Source organism: Kribbella sp. NPDC054772, assembly GCF_053611945.1.
The window spans coordinates 27,376-47,608 of the sequence record NZ_JBSHBJ010000037.1; the positions used below are offsets into that span (position 1 = coordinate 27,376).

Below are 20,233 nucleotides of genomic sequence, written 5' to 3' on the forward strand. Positions count from 1 at the left end.
GGCCGGTAGGTGAAACCCCCCTCGATTACACAGAGTAACAATATTCCGGAGTGTAGGCCAGCGTCAAGACGGCGTGTCACTTCCGATACCATGTCAAGCGGTCCGAACGTCCTTTAAAGACCCGTCCCGAGAGGCGGGAAAGGAGGAACGGTAGCGATGAGCCCTGCCCAGAGCGCAGAGCACCCCGAGGTCGCGCAGCCGCCGAAACGCAGCAGCCGCGAGGTCCTCGACGCTTCCGACATATCCCGGGCACTGACCCGGATCGCCCACGAGATCCTCGAGCGGAACCGCGGCGCCGACCCGGTCGTCCTGCTCGGAATCCCGACCCGCGGGGTCCCGCTGGCGCAGCGGGTGTCCGCCCGGATCCAGGCCGTCGAGGGGCAGAGCGTGCCCACAGGGTCACTCGATGTGACCATGTACCGCGACGACATCGGTCTCAAACCACCCCGTGGCCTCGAGCACACCGACATTCCGCCGGACGGCATCGACGGCAAGGTCGTGGTGCTGGTCGACGACGTGCTGTTCTCCGGCCGCACCATCCGCGCGGCGCTCGATGCCCTCGGCGACATCGGCCGCCCGCGGGCCGTGCAGCTCGCGGTCCTGGTCGACCGCGGCCACCGCGAACTGCCGATCCGCGCCGACTACGTGGGCAAGAACCTGCCCACCTCGCTCGTGGAGCGCGTCACCGTGCACCTCGACGAGTTCGACGGCGAGGACGCCGTACTGATCGCGGACAAGAAAGCGATGGGCTGATGAAGCACCTGCTGAGCGCCGGCGACCTGAGTCGCGACGAGGCGCAGCTGATCCTCGACACCGCCGAGGAGATGCGGTCGCTGGCCGACCGCCCGATCAAGAAGCTGCCCGCGCTGCGCGGGCGCACCGTGGTGAACCTGTTCTTCGAGGACTCCACCCGGACCCGGATCTCGTTCGAGGCTGCCGCCAAGCGGCTGTCGGCGGACGTGATCAACTTCTCCGCCAAGGGTTCGAGCGTCAGCAAGGGGGAGAGCCTCAAGGACACCGCGCTGACCCTGCAGGCGATGGGCGCCGACGGCGTCGTCTGCCGGCACGGCTCGTCCGGCGCGCCGCACCTGCTGGCGAAGTCGGGCTGGATGACCGGCTCGGTGGTGAACGCCGGCGACGGCACCCACGAGCACCCGACGCAGGCGCTGCTGGACGCGTTCACGATGCGCCGCCACCTCGGCTCGCTGGAGGGGCGGCGGATCACGATCGTCGGCGACGTCCTGCACTCCCGGGTCGCGCGGTCGAACGTGCTGCTGCTGTCGACGCTCGGCGCCGAGGTCACCGTGGTCGCCCCGCCGACGCTGCTGCCCGTCGACATGACGAACTGGCCGTGCGTCACGTCGTACGACTTCGACGCGGTGCTGCCGAAGAGCGACGCGGTGATGATGCTGCGGGTGCAGCGGGAGCGGATGAACGACGCCTACTTCCCGAGTGCCCGCGAGTACAGCCGGCGCTACGGCCTGGACCGGAACCGGATGGCGCAGCTGCCCGACGAGGCGGTCGTGCTGCACCCGGGCCCGATGAACCGCGGGATGGAGATCAGCGCCGAGGTCGCCGACTCCACCCGCTCGGTGATCGTCGAGCAGGTCACGAACGGCGTGGCGATCCGGATGGCCGTCCTTTATCTGCTGTTGTCAGGAAGTAACGAAGAGGAGCAGAACGCATGACCGCATACCTGATCACCGGCGCGCGCATCGTGGGCGGTGAGGTGGCGGATCTGCTGATCGACAACGGCGAGATCGTTGCTGTCGGCACCAACCTGGACGCACCCGCGGACGCGACCACGATCGATGCCACCGGGCTGGTCGCGCTGCCGGGCCTGGTCGACCTGCACACCCACCTGCGGGAGCCCGGCCGCGAGGACGCCGAGACGGTGTTCACCGGCACCCGGGCCGCGGCCAAGGGCGGTTTCACCGCGGTCTTCGCGATGGCCAACACCGACCCGGTCGCGGACACCGCGGGCGTCGTCGAGCAGGTCTGGCGCCTCGGCCGCGACGCCGGGTACGCCGATGTGTACCCGATCGGCGCGGTCACGGTAGGACGCAAGGGCACGCAGCTCGCCGAGCTCGGCGCGATGGCGGACTCGGCGGCCCGGGTCCGGGTGTTCTCGGACGACGGCGACTGCGTCTGGGACGCCGCGCTGATGCGCCGCGCGCTGGAGTACGTGAAGGCGTTCGACGGCGTGATCGCGCAGCATGCGCAGGAGCCGCGGCTCACCCAGGGCGCGCAGATGAACGAGGGCGCACTGTCCGGCGTCCTCGGCCTGACCGGCTGGCCGAGTGTCGCCGAGGAGGCGATCATCGCTCGCGACATCCTGCTGAACGCGCACGTCGGCTCGAAGCTGCACATCTGCCACCTGTCCACCAAGGGCTCGGTGGAGATTGTCCGCGCCGCCAAGCGCCGCGGTCTCGAGGTGACCGCCGAGGTCACCCCGCACCACCTGCTGCTGACCGAGGACCTGGCCGCCTCCTACAACCCGGTCTACAAGGTGAACCCGCCGCTGCGCACCAAGGCGGACGTCGAGGCGGTCCGCGAGGGCCTGGCCGACGGAACCATCGACATCGTCGCCACCGACCACGCGCCGCACCCGGTCGAGGACAAGGACTGCGAGTGGAGCGCGGCCTCACCCGGTATGACGGGGCTCGAGACGGCGCTGAGCGTCGTACAGCACGCGATGGTGGACACCAACCTGCTCAGCTGGACGGATGTCGCCGACCGGTTGAGCTACCGCCCGGCTGCGATCGGCCAAGCCGCTGATCACGGTCGTCCGCTCGAGGCGGGCGCCCCGGCGAACATCGTGCTGTACGACCCGCGCGTCGAGCAGATCGTCGTACCGGATGCGTCGGTGTCGCTGTCGCGGAACAACCCGTTCGAGGGCATGACGCTGCCGGGCAAGGTCGTCGCGACCTTCCTCCGCGGTACGCCGACCGTCCTGGACGGTGAGCTCACTCGGTGAAGGCCGTTCTGGGCATTCTCGGCACGCTGCTGATCCTGGCGGCGGGCTACTTCGGTATGTACCGGGGCTGGCGCAACCGTCAGTCCCGGCAGGCCGACCTGGCGCCGTTGCCCGCGGTGCCGGAGGACAAGACGCGGGGCACCGAAGGTGTCTACGTCGCTACGACCACGGCCGGCGACTGGATGGACCGGATCGCCGTGCACGAACTGGGCGTCCGCAGCATCGCGGACCTGGCCGTCAGTGCGGACGGCCTGATCTTCCACCGGCAGGGCGCGGCGGATGTCTTCATCCCCGCGGACCAGGTGACCGGCGTCCGGACCGACCGCGGCATCGCCGGCAAGGTGACCGCGGAGAAGTCCGGCCTGGTGGTGGTCACCTGGACCCACGACGGCCACGAGCTCGACACCGGCTTCCGCCCGCGTCGCAAGGCCGACACCGAAGCCCTGACCGCATCCATCTCGACCTTGATCGGAGCACAATGAGCCAGCCGGCCCTGCAAGCGCTGCTGGTCCTCGAGGACGGCCGGGCGTTCGCCGGTACGTCGTACGGGGCGACCGGCGAGACCTTCGGCGAGGCGGTGTTCACCACCGGGATGACCGGCTACCAGGAGACACTGACCGACCCGTCGTACCACCGGCAGATCGTCACCCAGACCGCGCCGCACATCGGTAACACCGGGATCAACGACGAGGACGACGAGTCGCAGAAGATCTGGGTCTCCGGGTACGTCGTCCGCGACCCCGCCCGGGTGCCGTCGAACTGGCGCGCGAAGCGCTCGCTCGACGACCAGCTGAAGGCGCAGAACATCGTCGGTATCTCGGGGATCGACACCCGCGCCCTGACCCGCCACCTGCGCGAGCGCGGTGCGATGCGGGCCGGCATCTCCACCGAGATCCTGGACCCGGCGGAGCTGCTGAAGAAGGTGCTCGAGCAGCCACCGATGGTCGGTGCCGACCTCGCCAGCGAGGTGACGACCTTCGAGCCGTACGTCGTGCCCGCCGTGGGCGAGAAGCGGTTCACCGTCGTCGCGCTGGACCTCGGGATCAAGGCGATGACGCCGCAGCGGATGTCCGAGCGCGGTATCGAGGTGCACGTGCTGCCGGCCACCGCGACGCTCGAGGAAGTCCTCGCGGTGAACCCGGACGGCATCTTCATGAGCAACGGCCCCGGCGACCCGGAGACCACCGAGCACCCGACCACGCTGCTCAAGCAACTGCTCGAGCAGAACAAGCCGTACTTCGGGATCTGCTTCGGCAACCAGGTCTTCGGCCGGGCCCTCGGACTCGGCACGTTCAAGCTCAAGTACGGGCACCGCGGCATCAACCAGCCGGTGCTCGACCGGGCCACCGGCAAGGTCGAGATCACCGCGCAGAACCACGGGTTCGCCGTGGACGCGCCGATCGATCAGACCGTCGAGACGCCGTACGGGACCGCCGAGGTGTCGCACGTCTCGCTCAACGACAACGTCGTCGAAGGACTCAAGCTCACCGGTCGCGACGGCCGGGTGCTCGCGTTCTCTGTGCAGTACCACCCTGAAGCGGCGGCGGGTCCCCACGACTCGGCGTACCTGTTCGACCGCTTCGTAGAACTGATGGAGGGGCGGGCCTGATGCCACGTCGTACAGACATCGAGTCGGTGCTGGTGATCGGCTCCGGCCCGATCGTGATCGGTCAGGCCTGCGAGTTCGACTACTCCGGCACCCAGGCCTGCCGGGTGCTCCGGGAGGAGGGGTTCCGGGTCGTCCTGGTGAACTCCAACCCGGCCACGATCATGACCGACCCGGAGTTCGCCGACGCCACGTACGTCGAGCCGATCACCCCGGAGTACGTCGAGAAGGTGATCGAGAAGGAGCGCCCGAACGCGCTGCTCGCGACGCTCGGCGGGCAGACCGCGCTGAACGCGGCGATCGCGCTGCACGACAACGGCGTACTGGAGAAGTACGGCGTCGAGCTGATCGGCGCGTCGGTCGACGCGATCCAGCGCGGCGAGAACCGGGAGTCGTTCAAGCACATCGTCGAGAAGCTGGGCGCCGAGGTCGCGCGCTCGCGCATCTGCCACACCATCGACGACGTGATGGGCGCGGCGGCCGCGCTCGGCTACCCGCTGGTCGTCCGGCCGTCGTTCACGATGGGCGGCGTCGGCAGCGGCATGGCGTACGACGAGGCGGACCTGCGCCGCATCGCCGGCGCCGGCCTGCACGCGAGTCCGACCACCGAGGTACTGATCGAGGAGTCGATCCTCGGGTGGAAGGAGTACGAGCTGGAGGTGATGCGCGACAAGGCCGACAACGTCGTGATCATCTGCTCGATCGAGAACGTCGACCCGATGGGCGTGCACACCGGTGACTCGGTCACGGTCGCGCCGGCGATGACGCTGACCGACCGCGAGTACCAGGTGATGCGGGACCTCGCGATCGGCATCATCCGCGAGGTCGGCGTCGACACCGGCGGCTGCAACATCCAGTTCGCGGTGAACCCGGCGGACGGCCGGCTGATCGTGATCGAGATGAACCCGCGGGTGTCGCGGTCCTCGGCGCTGGCGTCGAAGGCGACCGGCTTCCCGATCGCGAAGATCGCCGCGAAGGTCGCGATCGGCTACACCCTGGACGAGATCCCGAACGACATCACCCGGCAGACGCCGGCCAGCTTCGAGCCGGTGCTGGACTACGTCGTGGTGAAGGTGCCGCGGTTCGCGTTCGAGAAGTTCCCGGCCGCGGACGCCACGCTGACCACGCACATGAAGAGTGTCGGCGAGGCGATGGCGATCGGCCGCAACTACACCGAGGCGTTGCAGAAGGCGCTGCGCTCGCTGGAGAAGCCGGAGGCCCGGTTCTCCTGGGCCGGTCAGCCGGCCAGCGAGCTGGAGCCGTTGCTGGAGACGATCAAGACGCCGCAGGACGGCCGGCTGCGGATCGTCATGGACGCGATCCGGGCCGGGGCGACGCCGGAGCAGATCTTCGATGCGACGAAGATCGACCCGTGGTTCGTGGACCAGCTGTACCTGATCCACGAGACCGCGCTGCAGGTCGCGGCCGCGCCGCGGCTGACGCCCGAGGTGATCAAGCTCGCCAAGCGGCACGGGTTCTCCGACCTGCAGCTGGCCGAGATCCGTGGGCTCACCGAGGACGTGGTCCGCGGTGTCCGGCAGGCGCTCGGGATCCGGCCGGTCTACAAGACGGTCGACACCTGCGCGGCCGAGTTCAAGGCCGAGACGCCGTACCACTACTCGTCGTACGACGAGGAGTCCGAGGTCGCGCCGCGCACCGAGCCCGCCGTACTGATCCTCGGCTCGGGGCCGAACCGGATCGGGCAGGGCATCGAGTTCGACTACTCCTGCGTGCATGCGTCGATGGCGCTCCGCGAAGCCGGCTATTGCACGATCATGGTGAACTGCAACCCGGAGACGGTCTCGACCGACTACGACACCTCCGACCGGCTGTACTTCGAGCCGCTCACCTGCGAGGACGTGCTCGAGATCGTGTACGCCGAGATGCAGGCGGGCCCGGTGGCCGGCGTGATCGTCCAGCTCGGCGGCCAGACGCCGCTCGGTCTGGCGCAGCGGCTCGCGGATGCCGGCGTACCGATCGTCGGGACGTCGCCGGAGGCGATCCACCTGGCCGAGGAGCGGGGTGCGTTCGGCAAGGTGCTCGCGGACGCGCAGCTGCCGGCGCCGAAGCACGGTACGGCGCTGTCGGCCGAGGCCGCGCACGCGGTCGCGGAGGAGATCGGGTTCCCGGTGCTCGTCCGGCCGTCGTACGTGCTGGGCGGTCGCGGGATGGAGATCGTCTACAGCTCCGCCGAGCTGACCGCGGCGCTCGACCGGCTGAGCGCCGGCTCGGGCTCGTGGGAGCACCCGGTGCTGATCGACCGGTTCCTCGACGACGCGGTCGAGATCGACGTCGACGGGCTGTACGACGGCAACGAACTGTTCCTCGGTGGCGTGATGGAGCACATCGAGGAGGCGGGCGTGCACTCGGGCGACTCGTCCTGCGCGCTGCCGCCGATCACGCTCGGGAACGCGGACATCGAGAACATTCGCCGGTCGACCGAGGCGATCGCCCGCGGTGTCGGCGTACGCGGTCTGCTGAACGTGCAGTACGCGCTGGCCGGCGACGTGCTGTACGTGCTGGAGGCGAACCCGCGGGCGTCCCGGACGGTGCCGTTCGTGTCCAAGGCGACCGCGACGCCGCTGGCCAAGGCCGCGGCCCGGGTGATGCTCGGCGCGACCATCGCCGACCTGCGCGGCGAGGGCATGCTGCCGGCCGAGGGCGACGGCGGCACGCTGCCGCCGACCACGCCGATCGCGGTGAAGGAAGCCGTGATGCCGTTCAACCGGTTCCGGACGATCGACGGCTCGTCGGTCGACACGGTGCTCGGGCCGGAGATGAAGTCCACCGGCGAGGTGATGGGTATCGACGACACCTTCGGGACGGCGTTCGCGAAGTCGCAGGCGGGGGCGTCGCAGCCGCTGCCGGGTGACGGCAAGGTGTTCGTGTCGGTCGCGAACCGGGACAAGCGGCACATGATCTTCCCGGTCAAGCGGCTCGCGGACCTCGGCTTCCAGATCTACGCGACCGAGGGCACCGCGGACGTCCTGCGGCGCAACGGCGTCGAGGCGGTCACGGTTCGCAAGAGCAGCCAGGGTCCCGGCCCGAACGGTGAGCCGACGATCGTCCAGATGGTCCAGGACGGTGAGCTGAACCTGATCGTCAACACCCCGATCGGGATCACCCAGGGCGGTTCGCCGCGGCTCGACGGGTACGAGATCCGGAGTGCGGCGGTGGCGCGGAACATCCCGTGTATCACCACCGTGCAGGGGCTCGCGGCCGCGGTCCAGGGCATCGAGTCGCAGCGGTCTGGCGACATCGGGGTCCGGTCGCTCCAGGACTGGGTGCCGAGGATCCACGGTGCCTGACCGATCTGTACCGGCTCGGTCCGGGGCGCGGCGGTCGGCGTACGAGCGGGTCGTCCGGCCGGTGCTGTACCGGTTGGGTCGCGGTGACGCGGAGGTCGCGCACGAGCAGACGCTGAACGGGATGGGCCTGCTCGGGCGCGTCCCGGGCGCTGCCGCGCTCGGTTCCAAGGTGTTCGGAGCGGCCGCGGAGGTGTCCGTCTTCGGGATCAGGTTCCCGTCGAGGGTTGGGCTCGCGGCGGGCATGGACAAGAACGGGATCGCCCTGCGCGCCTGGCCGGCGATCGGGTTCGGCTTCGTCGAGGTCGGCACCGTCACGGCCCATCCGCAACCCGGGAACGAGAAGCCGCGGCTGTTCCGCCTCGTCGACCACGAGGCCGTCATCAACCGGATGGGCTTCAACAACCTCGGCAGCGAGGCGCTGGCCGCGCGACTGGCGGCGTACGGCGATCTCGGGTACCCGCTCGGAATCTCGATCGGGAAGTCGAAGGTGACGCCGCTCGAGGAGGCGGTCGAGGACTACGTGACCTCGCTCCGCCGCCTCTACCGGTACGGCGACTACTTCGCGGTCAACGTGTCGTCGCCGAACACGCCCGGACTGCGTGCTCTGCAGGACGCCGGGCACCTGCGCGAACTGCTGACGGCGCTGCACACCGAGGCCGCTTCGCTGAGCCTGACCGGGCTGGCGCCGAAACCGATCCTGGTCAAGATCGCGCCGGACCTGACCACGTCCGCGATCGACGAACTGCTCCAGGTCTGCACCGATGTCGGCGTCGCCGGGATCATCGCCACCAACACCACGATCGGCCGCCCCGGCGTCGAGTCGCACCCGCTGGCCGCCGAGGCCGGTGGTCTGTCCGGGCGCCCGCTGACCGAGACCTCGGCCAAGGTCGTCGCCCACATCCACAACGAGACGCAAGGAGCGCTGCCGATCATCGGGGTCGGCGGCATCCTCGAACCCTCCGACGCCACCCGCCTGTTCGACGCGGGCGCGAGCCTCGTCCAGGTGTACACCGGGCTGATCTACCGGGGACCCGGCCTGATCCGCCAGATCAACAGGAGCTTGCCATGAGCAACAACAAACCGTTCGGCGCCCGGCTGCGCGCGGCCATGGACACCCGTGGTCCGCTGTGTGTCGGCATCGACCCGCACGCGCACCTGCTGGACGCCTGGGGCCTCCCGGACACCCCGGAGGGCCTGGCGTCGTTCACGTACGGCGTCGTCGACGCGCTCGCCGACCGGGTCGCGGTGTTCAAGCCGCAGTCCGCGTTCTTCGAGCGCTTCGGGTCGGCCGGGATCGCGGTCCTCGAGCAGGCCACGGTCCGGCTCCGCGAGGCCGGCGCGCTGGTGATCATCGACGCGAAGCGCGGCGACATCGGCACCACGATGGCCGGCTACGCGTCGGCGTACCTCGCGGAGAAGGGGCCGCTGGCGTGTGACGCGCTGACGGTCAGCCCGTACCTCGGGTTCGGCTCGCTACAGCCGGCCATCGACGAGGCCCGCGAGTCCGGCGCCGGTCTGTTCGTACTCGCCCTCACCTCGAACCCCGAGGGCCCGCAGTTCCAGTCGGCGCGCACCGCGGACGGAGCCACCGTCGGCGGGGCCGTGCTGGACGGACTGCGTGAGCTGAACGCGGACAGCGACGACCTCGGCTCGTTCGGCGCGGTGGTTGGTGCGACCATCAACCCGACCACGGAGAACCTCGACATCAACGGCCCCCTCCTCGCACCCGGCCTCGGCGCCCAGGGCGGTACCGCCGAGGGCCTCACGAAGATCTTCGGTTCCGCGGTACGCAACGTCGTACCGGCCAGCTCCCGAGAGATCCTCGGCGCCGGCCCCGACGCAACCGCCCTCCAAGCCGCCGCCACCCGCGCCAACGACGCCTACCGAACAGTCCTCGGCTACTGAGTATCGGCATCTCGACAGGAGGTGTCCGGCTTCACCGGCCGTGGTCACGCTCAGCGGCGCGGCCAATCGCATCAGATGAGCCGACACCTCCTGTCGAGATGCCGTCAGGTCGCAGACTGGTAGAGCGTGGTCAGTAGCTCCACGGCTGCTTGGGTTGCCGGGTGCGGGTCCTCGCGGTGCCAGATGAGGTGTACGTCGATTGGTGGTGCATCGCGCACCGGGCGATAGGTGACGCCGTCGCGGCGGTACTGCGTTGTGGTCGCCTGTGCGGTCATTCCGACGCACCGGCCGGACGCGATGGCCGCCAGCCAGTCGTCGACGTCTTGCGTGTACTCGATGGGCGGTCGCGCGTTCTCCGGCCACAGGTCGACCGTGGTGCTTCCGGTACGGCGGTCGATGACGAGCGTCCGTTCGCGCAGTTGATCGAGCGTCACCGACCGTTTGCGAGTCAGCGGGTCGTCGGCGGGCAGAGCGCAGTACCGCTGCTCCTCGGTCAGGAGGACGTGGGCGAAGCGGCGTAGGTCCAGGTGACTGCGGACGACCGCGAGATCGCAGAGGCCCTCGGCGAGGCCGCCGGTCGTCGTGTTGGTGCGAATCAGTTGGAGCTCGACGCCAGGATGGTCGGCCGCCCACCGGCGCTGGAACTCGCGCGTGTGGCTGCCGAACGCCGACCACGCATGGCCGACTCGCAGGCGGGTGTGACCGCTGGTCGCCTCGGTGATCAGCTCATCGAGTTCGGCGAGGATGTGCCGAGCCCGGGCCAGCACCCGGACGCCGGCGGTGGTCGGGGTGAGGGAACGGCTGGTGCGGTGCAGCAGCCGGACGCCGAGCTCACGCTCCAGGGCGAGCAGGTTCCGGGAGACCGCGGCCTGCGAGATGCCGAGCTCGATGGCGGCGTCGGTGAACGTGCCGGAGTCCACGATCTCGACGAGACACCGCAGCTGCCGGATATCCATGACTCCAGCGTATAGATCCGCCGATCGATGCATTTTGCGAATCTCATCGCCGCACCGACTCTCGTGATCGTGAGGCGAAATCGGTTGGTCGGTGTGGCGATGATGCTCGGGAGCGGGTTCTCGACACAGATCGGCGCGTCCGTGGCGGCGCTGGCGTTCCCGGTGATCGGTCCGGCGGGCGTGGTGGCGATCCGGCAGTGGGTGGCGGCGATCGTGCTGCTCGCGGTCGGACGGCCGCGACTGCGGTCGATCACGGCCCGGCAGTGGCGGCCGGTGGTGGGTCTGGCGGCCGTGTTCGCGGTGATGAACCTGTCGCTGTACACGGCCATCGACCGGGTCGGGCTCGGGCTCGGCGTGACGCTGGAGTTCCTCGGTCCGTTGGCCGTCGCGTTGCTCGGATCGCGGCGGGTGCTCGACCTGGTGTGTGCGCTGGTGGCGGCGCCCGCGGTGCTGCTGCTGATGCGGCCGCAGGCGACGACGGACTACCTCGGGATCGGGCTGGGGCTGCTCGCCGCGGCGTGCTGGGCGTTCTACATCCTGCTGAACCGCGTCGTCGGCCGAGAGTTGCCGGGCGCAACGGGTTCGGCCGCGGCGGCCGGGTTGTCCGGGCTGGCGTACGTGCCGATCGGTGCGGTCGTGCTCTGGCATCATCCGCCGACGGTGGCCGCGGCGTCGTACGCGCTGGTGGCCGGGGTGATGTCGTCCGCGGTGCCGTTCCTCGTTGATCTGTTGACGTTGCGGCGGGTGCCGGCGCAGTTCTTCGGGGTGTTCATGAGCGTCAACCCGGTGCTGGCGGCAATGGTCGGGCTGGTGGTGCTGCACCAACGACCGGCGGTTGTCGACTGGGTCGCGATCCTGGTGATCGTTGCGGCGAACGCTGTGGCGGTCTCGTTCGGGCGCGACGCGGCAGATCACAACCCGGTTCCAGTCGACTCGTGCGATGTTCTTCACGGCGCGCCGGAACTCGCGATGACCCCGGCGTTCGGAAAGGTGTCCGCGGACGGGAAGTAACGGTCTTCTCGCGCGACACAGTAAGGAACACGATGCGGAAGCTCGCAGCCCTCGCGGCCGTTGTGACGATGAGTGTTGGCACCCTGACGGCCTGCTCGGGCGGCAACTACTGCGACAGCCTGAAAGGCTACGTCGACTCGGCGAAGGGCGTCGACATCAAGGACTCCGACCAGGTCGGCAAGATGCTGGACTCGATGAAGAAGGTGTCGAAGTCCGCGCCGGACGACCTGAAGGACGACTGGAAGGCCGTCATCGACTACGCGGAGAAGGCCCAGGACGCCAAAGGCGACACGACCAAGCTGCTGGAACTCGCGAAGTCTGACGGCCCCAAGATCCAGACCTCCATGGAGGCGATCACCAAGCAGGCCAAGGACACCTGCAAGATGGACCTCCCGGGCGCCGGCAACAACTGATCCCGGACTGTGGGACGGCGCTGCGCGCGCCGTCCCACAGCCATCACGGGGTGGAGATCGAAGCGCGCAAGCCGGACGAGGTCAGTCCGGCGTCGATGAAGATCATCCCGGTCGTCTCGTCCGGGTCGTACTTCCGGTCACCGTCCTTGTCCTCCCAGGTGGCTCCGGACACTGTCCCGCGGGCGTCGACGGTGCCGTTGCTGTTCGTCCGGTAGACAGGTCCACCGGAGTCACCGGGCCGGACCGCCTTCGCGTCGGTGTAGATCCATGAGTTGTACAGCGGTGCCCCGTGCATCAGGATCGTCCCGCTGCCGCCTCGGGACGTTCTTCCGTAGAACGCGATGGCCTGCCCCTCCGCGTTGACGGTAGCGGTGCTAACGATCCGCTCTTCGACCGCGCTGGCAGACAGTCGAACCCAGATGCTCGCATTGAACGACGTGCCGGCCAACGGCGTCAGCAGCGTCACGTCGAGCGTCCCGGTCCCGTCCTGAGTGCGCTTGCCGAGCCATCTGCCGTTGTTGGACCAGTCGTTGTACGGGTCGGACGAGGTCGGCGCGACGCAATGCTTCGCCGTGCTCCCGAGCACTGCGCCGCCCCAGGTCCGCCAGGTGAAGCCTTCCGTGCAGCCCGAGGAAGCGCTGCCGCTGTTCCAGCCATCGATCCAGTTCCCACCGGTCCAGCCCCCTCTGTCGTCGGCAGGTGACCCTGCCATGTCGGCGACACCGCCAAGGCTGACGGTCACGAACGGTTTGAAGGCGGCCGGTACACGGTCGTAGATCTCGTCGACGTGATCGCTGACGAGCACCACCAGGCTGTGGTCGCCCGGATGGATGAACGCGATGTCCCCGGCGTAGTCGCCCGCCCAGGCCGAACTCGTTCGCGACAGTTCGCGGACCTTGTCCGCCGCGGTCGGGATGTCGAACGAATGCCTCGCGATCGCGTTCCGGCGGATCGGCTCCGGACTTTTCGCGTCGGCGTCGGTCACGCCGATTACTGCTACTACCGTCGACAGTGTTGCCATGACACCGGCCAGAGCTGCTGCACGCAGACGTGTCACCGGTCACCACCCCTTTGCCTCACGCATCGGGCGACGATCGGTTGTGTTCGCCCTGATGGTCGAAATGGTTCAGGGGCCGGTTCCGGTGGGCAAGCGGTTGCTCACAGATTGCATCTTGCTGCAGGTGCCCGTCCCACCCGCACTCGCGCCTCGTTTCGCTGGGCTGCGGAACGTATTCGTTTCGGATGGGTTGGTGACTCCCGGTAGCGTCGGCGGGACACGACCTCCCGACCCCCGAGGATGAAGCCGTGAAGCGTTCTCTCGCCCTTGTTGCCACCCTGGCCGCCGGAGCCGGTGTGCTGACCGCCTGTACCGACGAGCAGGCCTACTGTGTGGACCTCGCCAAGTACGCCACCAAGGCCGTCGACGTCGACCCGCAGAAGCCGGTCGACTACGTGAAGATCCTGGACGACGCGAAGAAGCTCCAGGAGTCCGCGCCGAAGGACGTGAAGGACGACTGGGGCGTCGTCGTGAGCTTCGCTGAGAAGGCGCAGAAGGCCGGTTCGGACCGGGTCGAGCTGGCCAAGCTGAGCAAGGAGACGGGCGCCGTGATGACGGCGTACAAGAACATCTCCAGCCAGGCGAAGGACAGCTGCAAGGTCGACCTCCCGGCGCTGAACTGATCAACTGATCGTTCCAAACGCGGTGTTGCCGCGCGACTCCCTGTACCGCGCCCCGGCCGCGGGCTGAACCCGTGTTAGGTTCCCATGCGAAGCCATACAACGGGACAGGTGAAACGGTGCCACTTCCTACTTTGACCCCGGAGCAGCGTGCGGCCGCTCTGGACAAGGCCGCGGCGGCGCGGCGTGAACGAGCCGAGATCAAGAACCGGATCCGGCATTCGGGAGCGTCTCCGACGGAGGTGCTCCACGAGGGGCAGACCAACGAGGTCATCGGCAAGATGCGGGTGAGCCAGCTGCTGCAGTGCATCCCGGGCGTCGGCAAGGTCCGCGCCCAGCAGATCATGGAGCGGGCGGGGATCTCGGAGACGCGGCGGGTGCGCGGCCTCGGCTCGAACCAGATCGCCGCGCTCGAGCGCGAATTCGCTGAGTGAAGCTGAGTGATCCAGGGTGAGCCAGACCGAAACACTGCCCGGTTCGTTGGACACTGGTGTGACGATGACCACGCACCCAGGTGAGACCCCGGCCCATTTGACCGTGCTGGCCGGGCCGACGGCGGTGGGCAAGGGGACCGTCGCGGCCGACATCCGCGAGCGGTTCCCGGACGTCTGGATCTCGGTCTCGGCGACCACCCGCAAGCCCCGGCCGAACGAGGTGCACGGTGTGCACTACCTGTTCGTGTCCGACGCGGAATTCGACCGGATGATCGCCGACGGCGAGCTGCTCGAGTGGGCCGTCGTGCACAAGGCGGCCCGCTACGGCACGCCGAAGCAACCGGTGCTCGACAAGCTCGCCGCGGGTCGGCCGGCGCTGCTGGAGATCGACCTGCAGGGCGCTCGCCAGGTCCGCGACACGATGCCGGAGGCGCAGTTCGTCTTCCTGGCCCCGCCGAGCTGGGACGAGCTGGTACGCCGCCTGGTCGGTCGCGGCACCGAGACGCAGGAGGAGCGCGAACGCCGGCTCGAGACCGCGGTGCTCGAGCTCGCGGCCGAGAAGGAGTTCGACGTGACGATCGTGAACGCCTCGGTTCGGGAGGCCGCCGATCAGTTGGTAAAGTTGATTCGATCACCCTCCATCTCTGGAAAGAGCTGAACTTGTCTGGCAACCAGCCCGTCGCCATCGGCATCACCTCTCCGCCGATCGACGACCTGCTCACCCACACCGACTCCAAGTACAAGCTGGTGCTGTACTCGGCCAAGCGGGCGCGGCAGATCAACGCCTACTACTCGCAGCTCGGCGAGGGCCTGCTGGAGTACGTCGGACCGCTGGTCGAGACGCACGTCCAGGAGAAGCCGCTGTCGATCGCGATGCGCGAGATCAACGACGGCGTGCTGACCTGCACCGACATCGACCCCGAGGCCGAGGCGGAAGCCGCGGCGGCGGAGAAGTCCGAGTAAGACCCCGCTGACGACCGGGAACGGAGTCGACGCAGATGTCCGCAACCGGTGAAACCCCCGGTGTCCCCAGCGACCCGGGGGCTGTCGTGGTGCCTTCGCACGACGCACACAAGCCGAAGGTCGTGCTCGGGGTCGGCGGCGGCATCGCGGCGTACAAGGTCTGTGACCTGCTGCGGCGGCTGACCGAGTCGGGGCACAGTGTGCGGGTGGTGCCGACCGAGGCTGCGCTGGAGTTCGTCGGCGCGGCGACCTGGGCCGCGCTGTCTGGGCAGCCGGTGACGGCCGACCCGTTCGACAACGTCGAAGAGGTGCCGCACGTCCGGATCGGCAAGGCGGCCGAGCTGGTCGTCGTCGCCCCCGCGACCGCGAACCTGATCGCCAAGGCCGCGCACGGCCTGGCCGACGACCTGCTGACGAACACGCTGCTCACCGCGCGCTGCCCGATCCTCTTCGCGGCCGCGATGCACACCGAGATGTGGGAACACCCGGCGACGCAGGCGAACGTGGAGACCCTGCGCTCCCGCGGGATCACGGTCCTGGAGCCCGCCGTCGGGCGGCTGACCGGCGCCGACACCGGCCGCGGCCGGCTGCCGGAGCCGTCGGAGATCTTCGCGATCAGCCAGCTAATGCTCGCCGACGAGGCGGCCCGCGCGGCCGGTCAGTCGGTCGCCGATCTGACCGGCAAGCACGTCCTGATCAGCGCCGGCGGCACCCGGGAGCACCTCGACCCGGTCCGGTACCTCGGCAACTCGTCGTCCGGAAAGCAGGGGTACGCACTCGCCCGGATCGCCGCCGCCCGCGGCGCCAAGGTGACGCTGGTCGCGGCCAACTCCGAGCTGCCCGACCCGGCCGGCGTCCAGGTCGTCCCGGTGACCAGCACCCGCGATCTGTACGACGAGATCACCGGGCGCGCGGGTGACGCCGACGCGATCGTGATGGCGGCGGCCCCGGCCGACTTCCGCCCGGCCGACGTCGCCGAGCACAAGATCAAGAAGACCGCCGACGGCTCCGTGCCCGCGGTCAGCCTGGTGCAGAACCCGGACATCCTGCAGACGGTCGCGCACGACCGTGCCCGCGCCGGTCAGGTGATCGTCGGCTTCGCCGCGGAGACCGGCGACGCCGACCACACCGTCCTCGAGCTCGGCCGCGCCAAGCTCGAACGCAAGGGCTGCGACCTGCTCGTCGTCAACGACGTCTCCGGCGGCAAGGTCTTCGGCAGCGACGTCAACGAAGCCGTCATCCTCGACCGCACCGGCAGCGCCCTCCCGGTCCCGTCCGGCAGCAAGGACGCCCTCGCCGGCGTCATCTGGAACCTGGTCGCCACCCACTGGTCGTAAGAGCTAGTGTCCTGAGTCCCACCTGAGGGGGAGTGGGGCTCGCATGGTGATGCTGGTGATGCCGTAGGTGAAGCCGAGATGCTCGTTGAGGCTGCGCATTGCGTCGTTGCCGCGTTGGGTCCAGGTGTAGATCTCGGTGATTCCGTTCTCGGCGGCCCACGCCATGCTGGTGCGTTTGAGGGTGGCGGCGACCGACTTGCCGCGCCACTCCCGGCGTACGGCGGTGTAGGCGACCTCCGCGCGCTCCGGGCGATCGGAATCGAGCATCAACCCTGCGACGCCGATCACGTCCTCACCGGCGACGGCCACGAACATCGCGGCCGGATCGTTGATCCACTCGGTCTCCCACTCGGTGATGGAAACCTTCAGCGCGGTCGGATCCATGTCCGGGATCGTCGGCAGCGCGACCTGGTGATAGGCCGCGGCCCACAGTTCCGGGCGTTCGGCGACCGAGACGATCGTGTACTCCGTCGGCGCCGCCGGCTGAGGTTCGTCGCCGATCTTCCGCAGCTGTTCGACCTCCCGGTTCGTTTCCACGAAGCCGTACCGCTCGGCGAAGAGCCGGGACTCCGCGTCGTCGACGCTGGCGCCCGCGACGTCGTACCCCTGGGCAACGGCATGGTCGGCGAGCACCCGGAGCAGACCCGAGCCAACGCCGCGTCGGCGGAAGTCCGGGTGGACGCGCGCCGTCAGCTTCGCCCGCTCGCCGTCGCCCGAGCGGTCCGCCAGTCCGCTGCCGACCACCTCGCCGTCGAGCTCCGCGAGCAGCATCAGCCGGCCGGGGCGGTCGAGGTCACGCAGTTCGGCGACTGACGGGCAGCGCTCGTACGGCAGCACCGCGATCCGCACCGCGCGCCAGGCTTCGTAGTCGGCGTCGGTGATCGCGGTCCGGATGGTCGTCATGACGTCAGCTTGCCTCACCTTGCCGCGAGGGGCTCCGCATTTTTGCCGCTGCGGGCTGAGGACAGAACCTGACCGCTTCTTTTCATAGGGTCAGGGTATGGAGATCACCTGGGACGCCGTGGTCGCGCGGCGCATGCGGCGGCACTTTCTGAGCGAGTCGGCCGAGAGCGCGGTGGACGTCGTACGGGCGATGTGTGGGGCGCATGCGCAGATCGCGGCGGCGGGGGAGGTGTCGGTGGCGTTGCGGGTCGACGGGGCGACGCGGGCGACCGTTCAGCAGGACGAGGGGCTGGTGAAGACGTTCGGGCCGCGCGGGACCGTGCATCTGCTGCCGCTCGACGACCTCCCGATGTGGACCGGGGCGTTGTCCGCGCTTCCGCCGGCGTCGCAGCAACCGCCGCCGATCCGGATGACCCCGGACGAGGTCGACCAGGTGATCGTCGCGATCGGCGAGGCGCTCGCGCACGACGACCTGACCGTCGACGAGCTGTCCGAGGAAGTGGTACGTCGTACCGGGCCGTGGGCGCACGAACCGACGCTGCCCGCGTTCCAGGGCGAGTGGTCGCGATGGCGGCAGGCGATCTCGGTCGCGGCGCACGCCGGTGTCCTCTGTCACGGGCCGATGCGCGGGCGGCTCACGACGTACTCGAACCCGCATCGGCTGCGGCCGTTCGACCCGATGCCCGCCGAGAAGGCACTCACCGAACTGCTGCACCGCTACCTGTACTCGTACGGTCCCGCGACGCCGCAGCAGTTCGCCCGCTGGCTCAAGACCACGCCGACGCAGGTCAAGCCGTACTTCGACGGCCTGCCGCAGGTCGTGCTCAACGGCGAGATCGCGTACGTCGCACCCGGCGACGAGGACTTCCCCGACGAGCGCGCGAGCGGCGTGCGGCTGCTGCCGTACTTCGACGCGTACGGCGTCGGCAGCTTCCCGCGTGAACTGCTGTTCCCCGGCCGGGCCTTCGAGCGCGCGACCGCCCGCGGTCAGGCCGGCAACTACCCGCTGCTGCTCGTCGACGGTGTCGTGGCGGGGGTCTGGCACCAGAAGAAGGCCGGCAAGAAACTGCAGGTCACCGTCGAGGCCCTGACCCCGCTCGACCGGCGCCGCCGCGCCCTCCTGGACGCAGAGGTGGACCGGCTGGGAGCGATCCTCGGTGGTACGCCGTCGCTCACACTCGGCGACGTGGCGGTCGGCCCGCACGCGTGAAATACTGCGCCTGTCCAGAATATGGATGAAGGTCTCGTATTCCGGATGATTTCGGAGCGTCGCCGGGCCTTCGGGTGAGACTGCTGGCATACTTCCCAAGATGCATCGCCAACCGCCGGTGCATGGGGGGATCGCGCGGCCGTGCCAACGCGTAGCCGGGCGGCACAAGAGGAATTCGAGGGAGAACTGTGGCGAGGCGCCTTTTCACGTCCGAGTCCGTGACCGAAGGTCACCCGGACAAGATCGCTGACCAGATCAGCGACTCCATCCTCGACGCGTTGCTGGCCGAGGACCCGAAGAGCCGGGTCGCGGTCGAGACCCTGATCACCACGGGTCTGGTCGTCGTCGCGGGTGAGGTCACCACGACGGCCTACGTCGATATCCCGGGGATCGTGCGGTCGCGCATCCTCGAGATCGGCTACGACTCGTCGCTGAAGGGCTTCGACGGTGCGTCCTGTGGGGTGCAGGTCGCCATCGGGAGCCAGTCGCCGGACATCGCACAGGGTGTCGACACGGCGTACGAGACGCGGTCGGCCGCGTCCCAGGACGCTCTGGACCTGCAGGGGGCGGGTGACCAGGGCCTGATGTTCGGCTACGCGTCGAACGAGACGCCGGAGCTGATGCCGCTGCCGATCACGATCGCGCACCGGCTGTCCGAGCGGCTCGCCGAGGTGCGCAAGAACGGCACCCTGGCGTACCTGCGCCCGGACGGCAAGACCCAGGTCACGGTCGAGTACGACGGTGACAAGGCGGTCCGGATCGACACCGTGGTGGTGTCCAGCCAGCACGCGGCGGACATCAACCTGGACTCGATGCTGACGCCGGACATCAAGAAGCACGTCGTCGACCCGGTGCTCGAGCAGTTCGACATCGACTCGACCGACTACAAGCTGCTGGTGAACCCGACCGGCCGGTTCGAGATCGGCGGCCCGATGGGCGACGCCGGCCTGACCGGGCGGAAGATCATCATCGACACGTACGGCGGCATGGCGCGGCACGGTGGTGGCGCGTTCTCCGGCAAGGACCCGTCGAAGGTGGACCGCTCGGCGGCGTACGCGATGCGCTGGGTGGCGAAGAACATCGTCGCGGCCGGGCTCGCGGACCGGGTGGAGTGCCAGGTCGCGTACGCGATCGGCAAGGCCGCGCCGGTCGGTTTCTACGTCGACACGTTCGGTACCGAGAAGGTCGAGGTCGGCAAGATCGCCGACGCCGTCCGCGAGGTCTTCGATCTGCGCCCGGCCGCGATCATCCGCGACCTCGAGCTGCTCCGGCCGATCTACGCCCAGACCGCCAAGAACGGCCACTTCGGCCGCACCGGCGAGGACTTCACCTGGGAGCGCACCGACCGCGTCGAGGCCCTGAAAGCAGCGGTCAACAAGTAGGGCATGTCTCCCGGTCCCCCGCCTACTGCGCGGCACTCGGCACGGCACCTCGCCGCGCTGGGGGCAAAGGCCCCCCGGGACCCACAACACGGCGGCGCCCCCCGGGGGGTTTAAAAAAAAAACAACCCCCCCGCCCGGGACACAACCACGG

20 protein-coding genes are annotated in these 20,233 nt (G+C 69.1%); 17 read left to right on the top strand and 3 right to left on the bottom strand.

All coding sequences use genetic code 11. The features are described from left to right. Positions 1–156 precede the first annotated feature (156 nt). From pyrR to pyrF, 8 genes are read left to right on the top strand one after another with little or no spacing between them, the layout of a single operon-like run. Positions 157–753, top strand: coding sequence for a bifunctional pyr operon transcriptional regulator/uracil phosphoribosyltransferase PyrR (gene pyrR, locus ACWGID_RS35715; RefSeq protein WP_452203765.1), 597 nt, complete (start codon positions 157–159; stop codon positions 751–753). Then, positions 753–1,688: an aspartate carbamoyltransferase catalytic subunit gene (locus ACWGID_RS35720; RefSeq protein WP_452203766.1), complete on the top strand. Its 936-nt coding sequence runs from the start codon at positions 753–755 to the stop codon at positions 1,686–1,688. The genes pyrR and ACWGID_RS35720 overlap by 1 nt, the downstream gene beginning before the upstream one ends. Continuing rightward, positions 1,685–2,977 (top strand): dihydroorotase, encoded by a 1,293-nt coding sequence (locus ACWGID_RS35725; protein WP_452203767.1) that lies wholly within the window; start codon positions 1,685–1,687, stop codon positions 2,975–2,977. Before ACWGID_RS35720 ends, ACWGID_RS35725 begins: the two co-directional genes overlap by 4 nt. Continuing rightward, positions 2,974–3,459 (top strand): PH-like domain-containing protein, encoded by a 486-nt coding sequence (locus ACWGID_RS35730; RefSeq protein WP_452203768.1) that lies wholly within the window; start codon positions 2,974–2,976, stop codon positions 3,457–3,459. The genes ACWGID_RS35725 and ACWGID_RS35730 overlap by 4 nt, the downstream gene beginning before the upstream one ends. Further along, entirely contained in the window at positions 3,456–4,586 is a 1,131-nt protein-coding gene (carA, locus tag ACWGID_RS35735) for a glutamine-hydrolyzing carbamoyl-phosphate synthase small subunit (protein WP_452203769.1), read from the top strand. Before ACWGID_RS35730 ends, carA begins: the two co-directional genes overlap by 4 nt. Beyond that, positions 4,586–7,891: a carbamoyl-phosphate synthase large subunit gene (gene carB, locus ACWGID_RS35740; RefSeq protein WP_452203770.1), complete on the top strand. Its 3,306-nt coding sequence runs from the start codon at positions 4,586–4,588 to the stop codon at positions 7,889–7,891. Before carA ends, carB begins: the two co-directional genes overlap by 1 nt. Continuing rightward, complete coding sequence (locus tag ACWGID_RS35745; protein WP_452203771.1) at positions 7,884–8,960, top strand: quinone-dependent dihydroorotate dehydrogenase; 1,077 nt, start codon at positions 7,884–7,886, stop codon at positions 8,958–8,960. Before carB ends, ACWGID_RS35745 begins: the two co-directional genes overlap by 8 nt. Continuing rightward, complete coding sequence (gene pyrF / locus ACWGID_RS35750; protein ID WP_452203772.1) at positions 8,957–9,796, top strand: orotidine-5'-phosphate decarboxylase; 840 nt, start codon at positions 8,957–8,959, stop codon at positions 9,794–9,796. The genes ACWGID_RS35745 and pyrF overlap by 4 nt, the downstream gene beginning before the upstream one ends. Before the next feature lie 104 nt (positions 9,797–9,900). Here pyrF and ACWGID_RS35755 read toward each other — a convergent pair whose 3' ends face one another. Then, entirely contained in the window at positions 9,901–10,752 is an 852-nt protein-coding gene (locus tag ACWGID_RS35755; RefSeq protein WP_452203773.1) for a LysR family transcriptional regulator, read from the bottom strand. A gap of 69 nt (positions 10,753–10,821) precedes the next feature. Between ACWGID_RS35755 and ACWGID_RS35760 the strand changes: the two genes are divergently transcribed. Beyond that, entirely contained in the window at positions 10,822–11,763 is a 942-nt protein-coding gene (locus tag ACWGID_RS35760; RefSeq protein WP_452203774.1) for an EamA family transporter, read from the top strand. Between the two features lie 32 nt (positions 11,764–11,795). Then, the gene (locus ACWGID_RS35765) at positions 11,796–12,176 is read left to right on the top strand and encodes a hypothetical protein (protein WP_452203775.1); all 381 of its coding nucleotides are present in this window, start codon (positions 11,796–11,798) and stop codon (positions 12,174–12,176) included. Between the two features lie 43 nt (positions 12,177–12,219). Here the strand turns inward: ACWGID_RS35765 and ACWGID_RS35770 are convergent, their stop codons facing one another. Next, positions 12,220–13,233, bottom strand: a complete 1,014-nt coding sequence (locus tag ACWGID_RS35770; protein WP_452203776.1) for a hypothetical protein — start codon at positions 13,231–13,233, stop codon at positions 12,220–12,222. 248 nt (positions 13,234–13,481) lie between these two features. Between ACWGID_RS35770 and ACWGID_RS35775 the strand changes: the two genes are divergently transcribed. The 5 genes from ACWGID_RS35775 to coaBC all read left to right on the top strand — a co-directional run bounded on the left by ACWGID_RS35775 (position 13,482) and on the right by coaBC (position 16,587). Further along, entirely contained in the window at positions 13,482–13,856 is a 375-nt protein-coding gene (locus tag ACWGID_RS35775) for a hypothetical protein (protein WP_452203777.1), read from the top strand. A 116-nt stretch (positions 13,857–13,972) separates the two neighbouring features. Continuing rightward, positions 13,973–14,287, top strand: coding sequence for an integration host factor, actinobacterial type (mihF, locus tag ACWGID_RS35780; RefSeq protein WP_387785175.1), 315 nt, complete (start codon positions 13,973–13,975; stop codon positions 14,285–14,287). Between the two features lie 64 nt (positions 14,288–14,351). Next, entirely contained in the window at positions 14,352–14,945 is a 594-nt protein-coding gene (gene gmk, locus ACWGID_RS35785; protein ID WP_452203778.1) for a guanylate kinase, read from the top strand. A 2-nt stretch (positions 14,946–14,947) separates the two neighbouring features. Further along, on the top strand, positions 14,948–15,250 hold the full coding sequence (rpoZ, locus tag ACWGID_RS35790; RefSeq protein WP_355478349.1) for a DNA-directed RNA polymerase subunit omega: 303 nt from the start codon (positions 14,948–14,950) through the stop codon (positions 15,248–15,250). A 35-nt stretch (positions 15,251–15,285) separates the two neighbouring features. Further along, positions 15,286–16,587, top strand: a complete 1,302-nt coding sequence (gene coaBC, locus ACWGID_RS35795; protein WP_452203779.1) for a bifunctional phosphopantothenoylcysteine decarboxylase/phosphopantothenate--cysteine ligase CoaBC — start codon at positions 15,286–15,288, stop codon at positions 16,585–16,587. A 3-nt stretch (positions 16,588–16,590) separates the two neighbouring features. On the opposite strand, the gene ACWGID_RS35800 is transcribed toward coaBC, so the two are convergent. Beyond that, complete coding sequence (locus tag ACWGID_RS35800; RefSeq protein WP_452203780.1) at positions 16,591–17,490, bottom strand: N-acetyltransferase family protein; 900 nt, start codon at positions 17,488–17,490, stop codon at positions 16,591–16,593. 97 nt (positions 17,491–17,587) lie between these two features. Between ACWGID_RS35800 and ACWGID_RS35805 the strand changes: the two genes are divergently transcribed. Further along, positions 17,588–18,700: a winged helix DNA-binding domain-containing protein gene (locus ACWGID_RS35805; RefSeq protein ID WP_452203781.1), complete on the top strand. Its 1,113-nt coding sequence runs from the start codon at positions 17,588–17,590 to the stop codon at positions 18,698–18,700. Between the two features lie 188 nt (positions 18,701–18,888). Beyond that, positions 18,889–20,082, top strand: a complete 1,194-nt coding sequence (gene metK / locus ACWGID_RS35810; RefSeq protein WP_452203782.1) for a methionine adenosyltransferase — start codon at positions 18,889–18,891, stop codon at positions 20,080–20,082. Positions 20,083–20,233: the final 151 nt, after the last annotated feature.

Excerpts from the sequence above, each read along its gene's own strand:
- ACWGID_RS35720 (WP_452203766.1), top strand. The coding sequence starts at position 753 with ATGAAGCACCTGCTGAGCGCCGGCGACCTGAGTCGCGACGAGGCGCAG.
- coaBC (WP_452203779.1), top strand. The coding sequence starts at position 15,286 with ATGTCCGCAACCGGTGAAACCCCCGGTGTCCCCAGCGACCCGGGGGCT.
- pyrF (WP_452203772.1), top strand. The coding sequence starts at position 8,957 with ATGAGCAACAACAAACCGTTCGGCGCCCGGCTGCGCGCGGCCATGGAC.
- carB (WP_452203770.1), top strand. The coding sequence starts at position 4,586 with ATGCCACGTCGTACAGACATCGAGTCGGTGCTGGTGATCGGCTCCGGC.
- ACWGID_RS35765 (WP_452203775.1), top strand. The coding sequence starts at position 11,796 with ATGCGGAAGCTCGCAGCCCTCGCGGCCGTTGTGACGATGAGTGTTGGC.
- gmk (WP_452203778.1), top strand. The coding sequence starts at position 14,352 with ATGACCACGCACCCAGGTGAGACCCCGGCCCATTTGACCGTGCTGGCC.
- ACWGID_RS35800 (WP_452203780.1), bottom strand. The coding sequence starts at position 17,490 with ATGACGACCATCCGGACCGCGATCACCGACGCCGACTACGAAGCCTGG.
- ACWGID_RS35805 (WP_452203781.1), top strand. The coding sequence starts at position 17,588 with ATGGAGATCACCTGGGACGCCGTGGTCGCGCGGCGCATGCGGCGGCAC.
- pyrR (WP_452203765.1), top strand. The coding sequence starts at position 157 with ATGAGCCCTGCCCAGAGCGCAGAGCACCCCGAGGTCGCGCAGCCGCCG.
- ACWGID_RS35755 (WP_452203773.1), bottom strand. The coding sequence starts at position 10,752 with ATGGATATCCGGCAGCTGCGGTGTCTCGTCGAGATCGTGGACTCCGGC.
- carA (WP_452203769.1), top strand. The coding sequence starts at position 3,456 with ATGAGCCAGCCGGCCCTGCAAGCGCTGCTGGTCCTCGAGGACGGCCGG.
- ACWGID_RS35725 (WP_452203767.1), top strand. The coding sequence starts at position 1,685 with ATGACCGCATACCTGATCACCGGCGCGCGCATCGTGGGCGGTGAGGTG.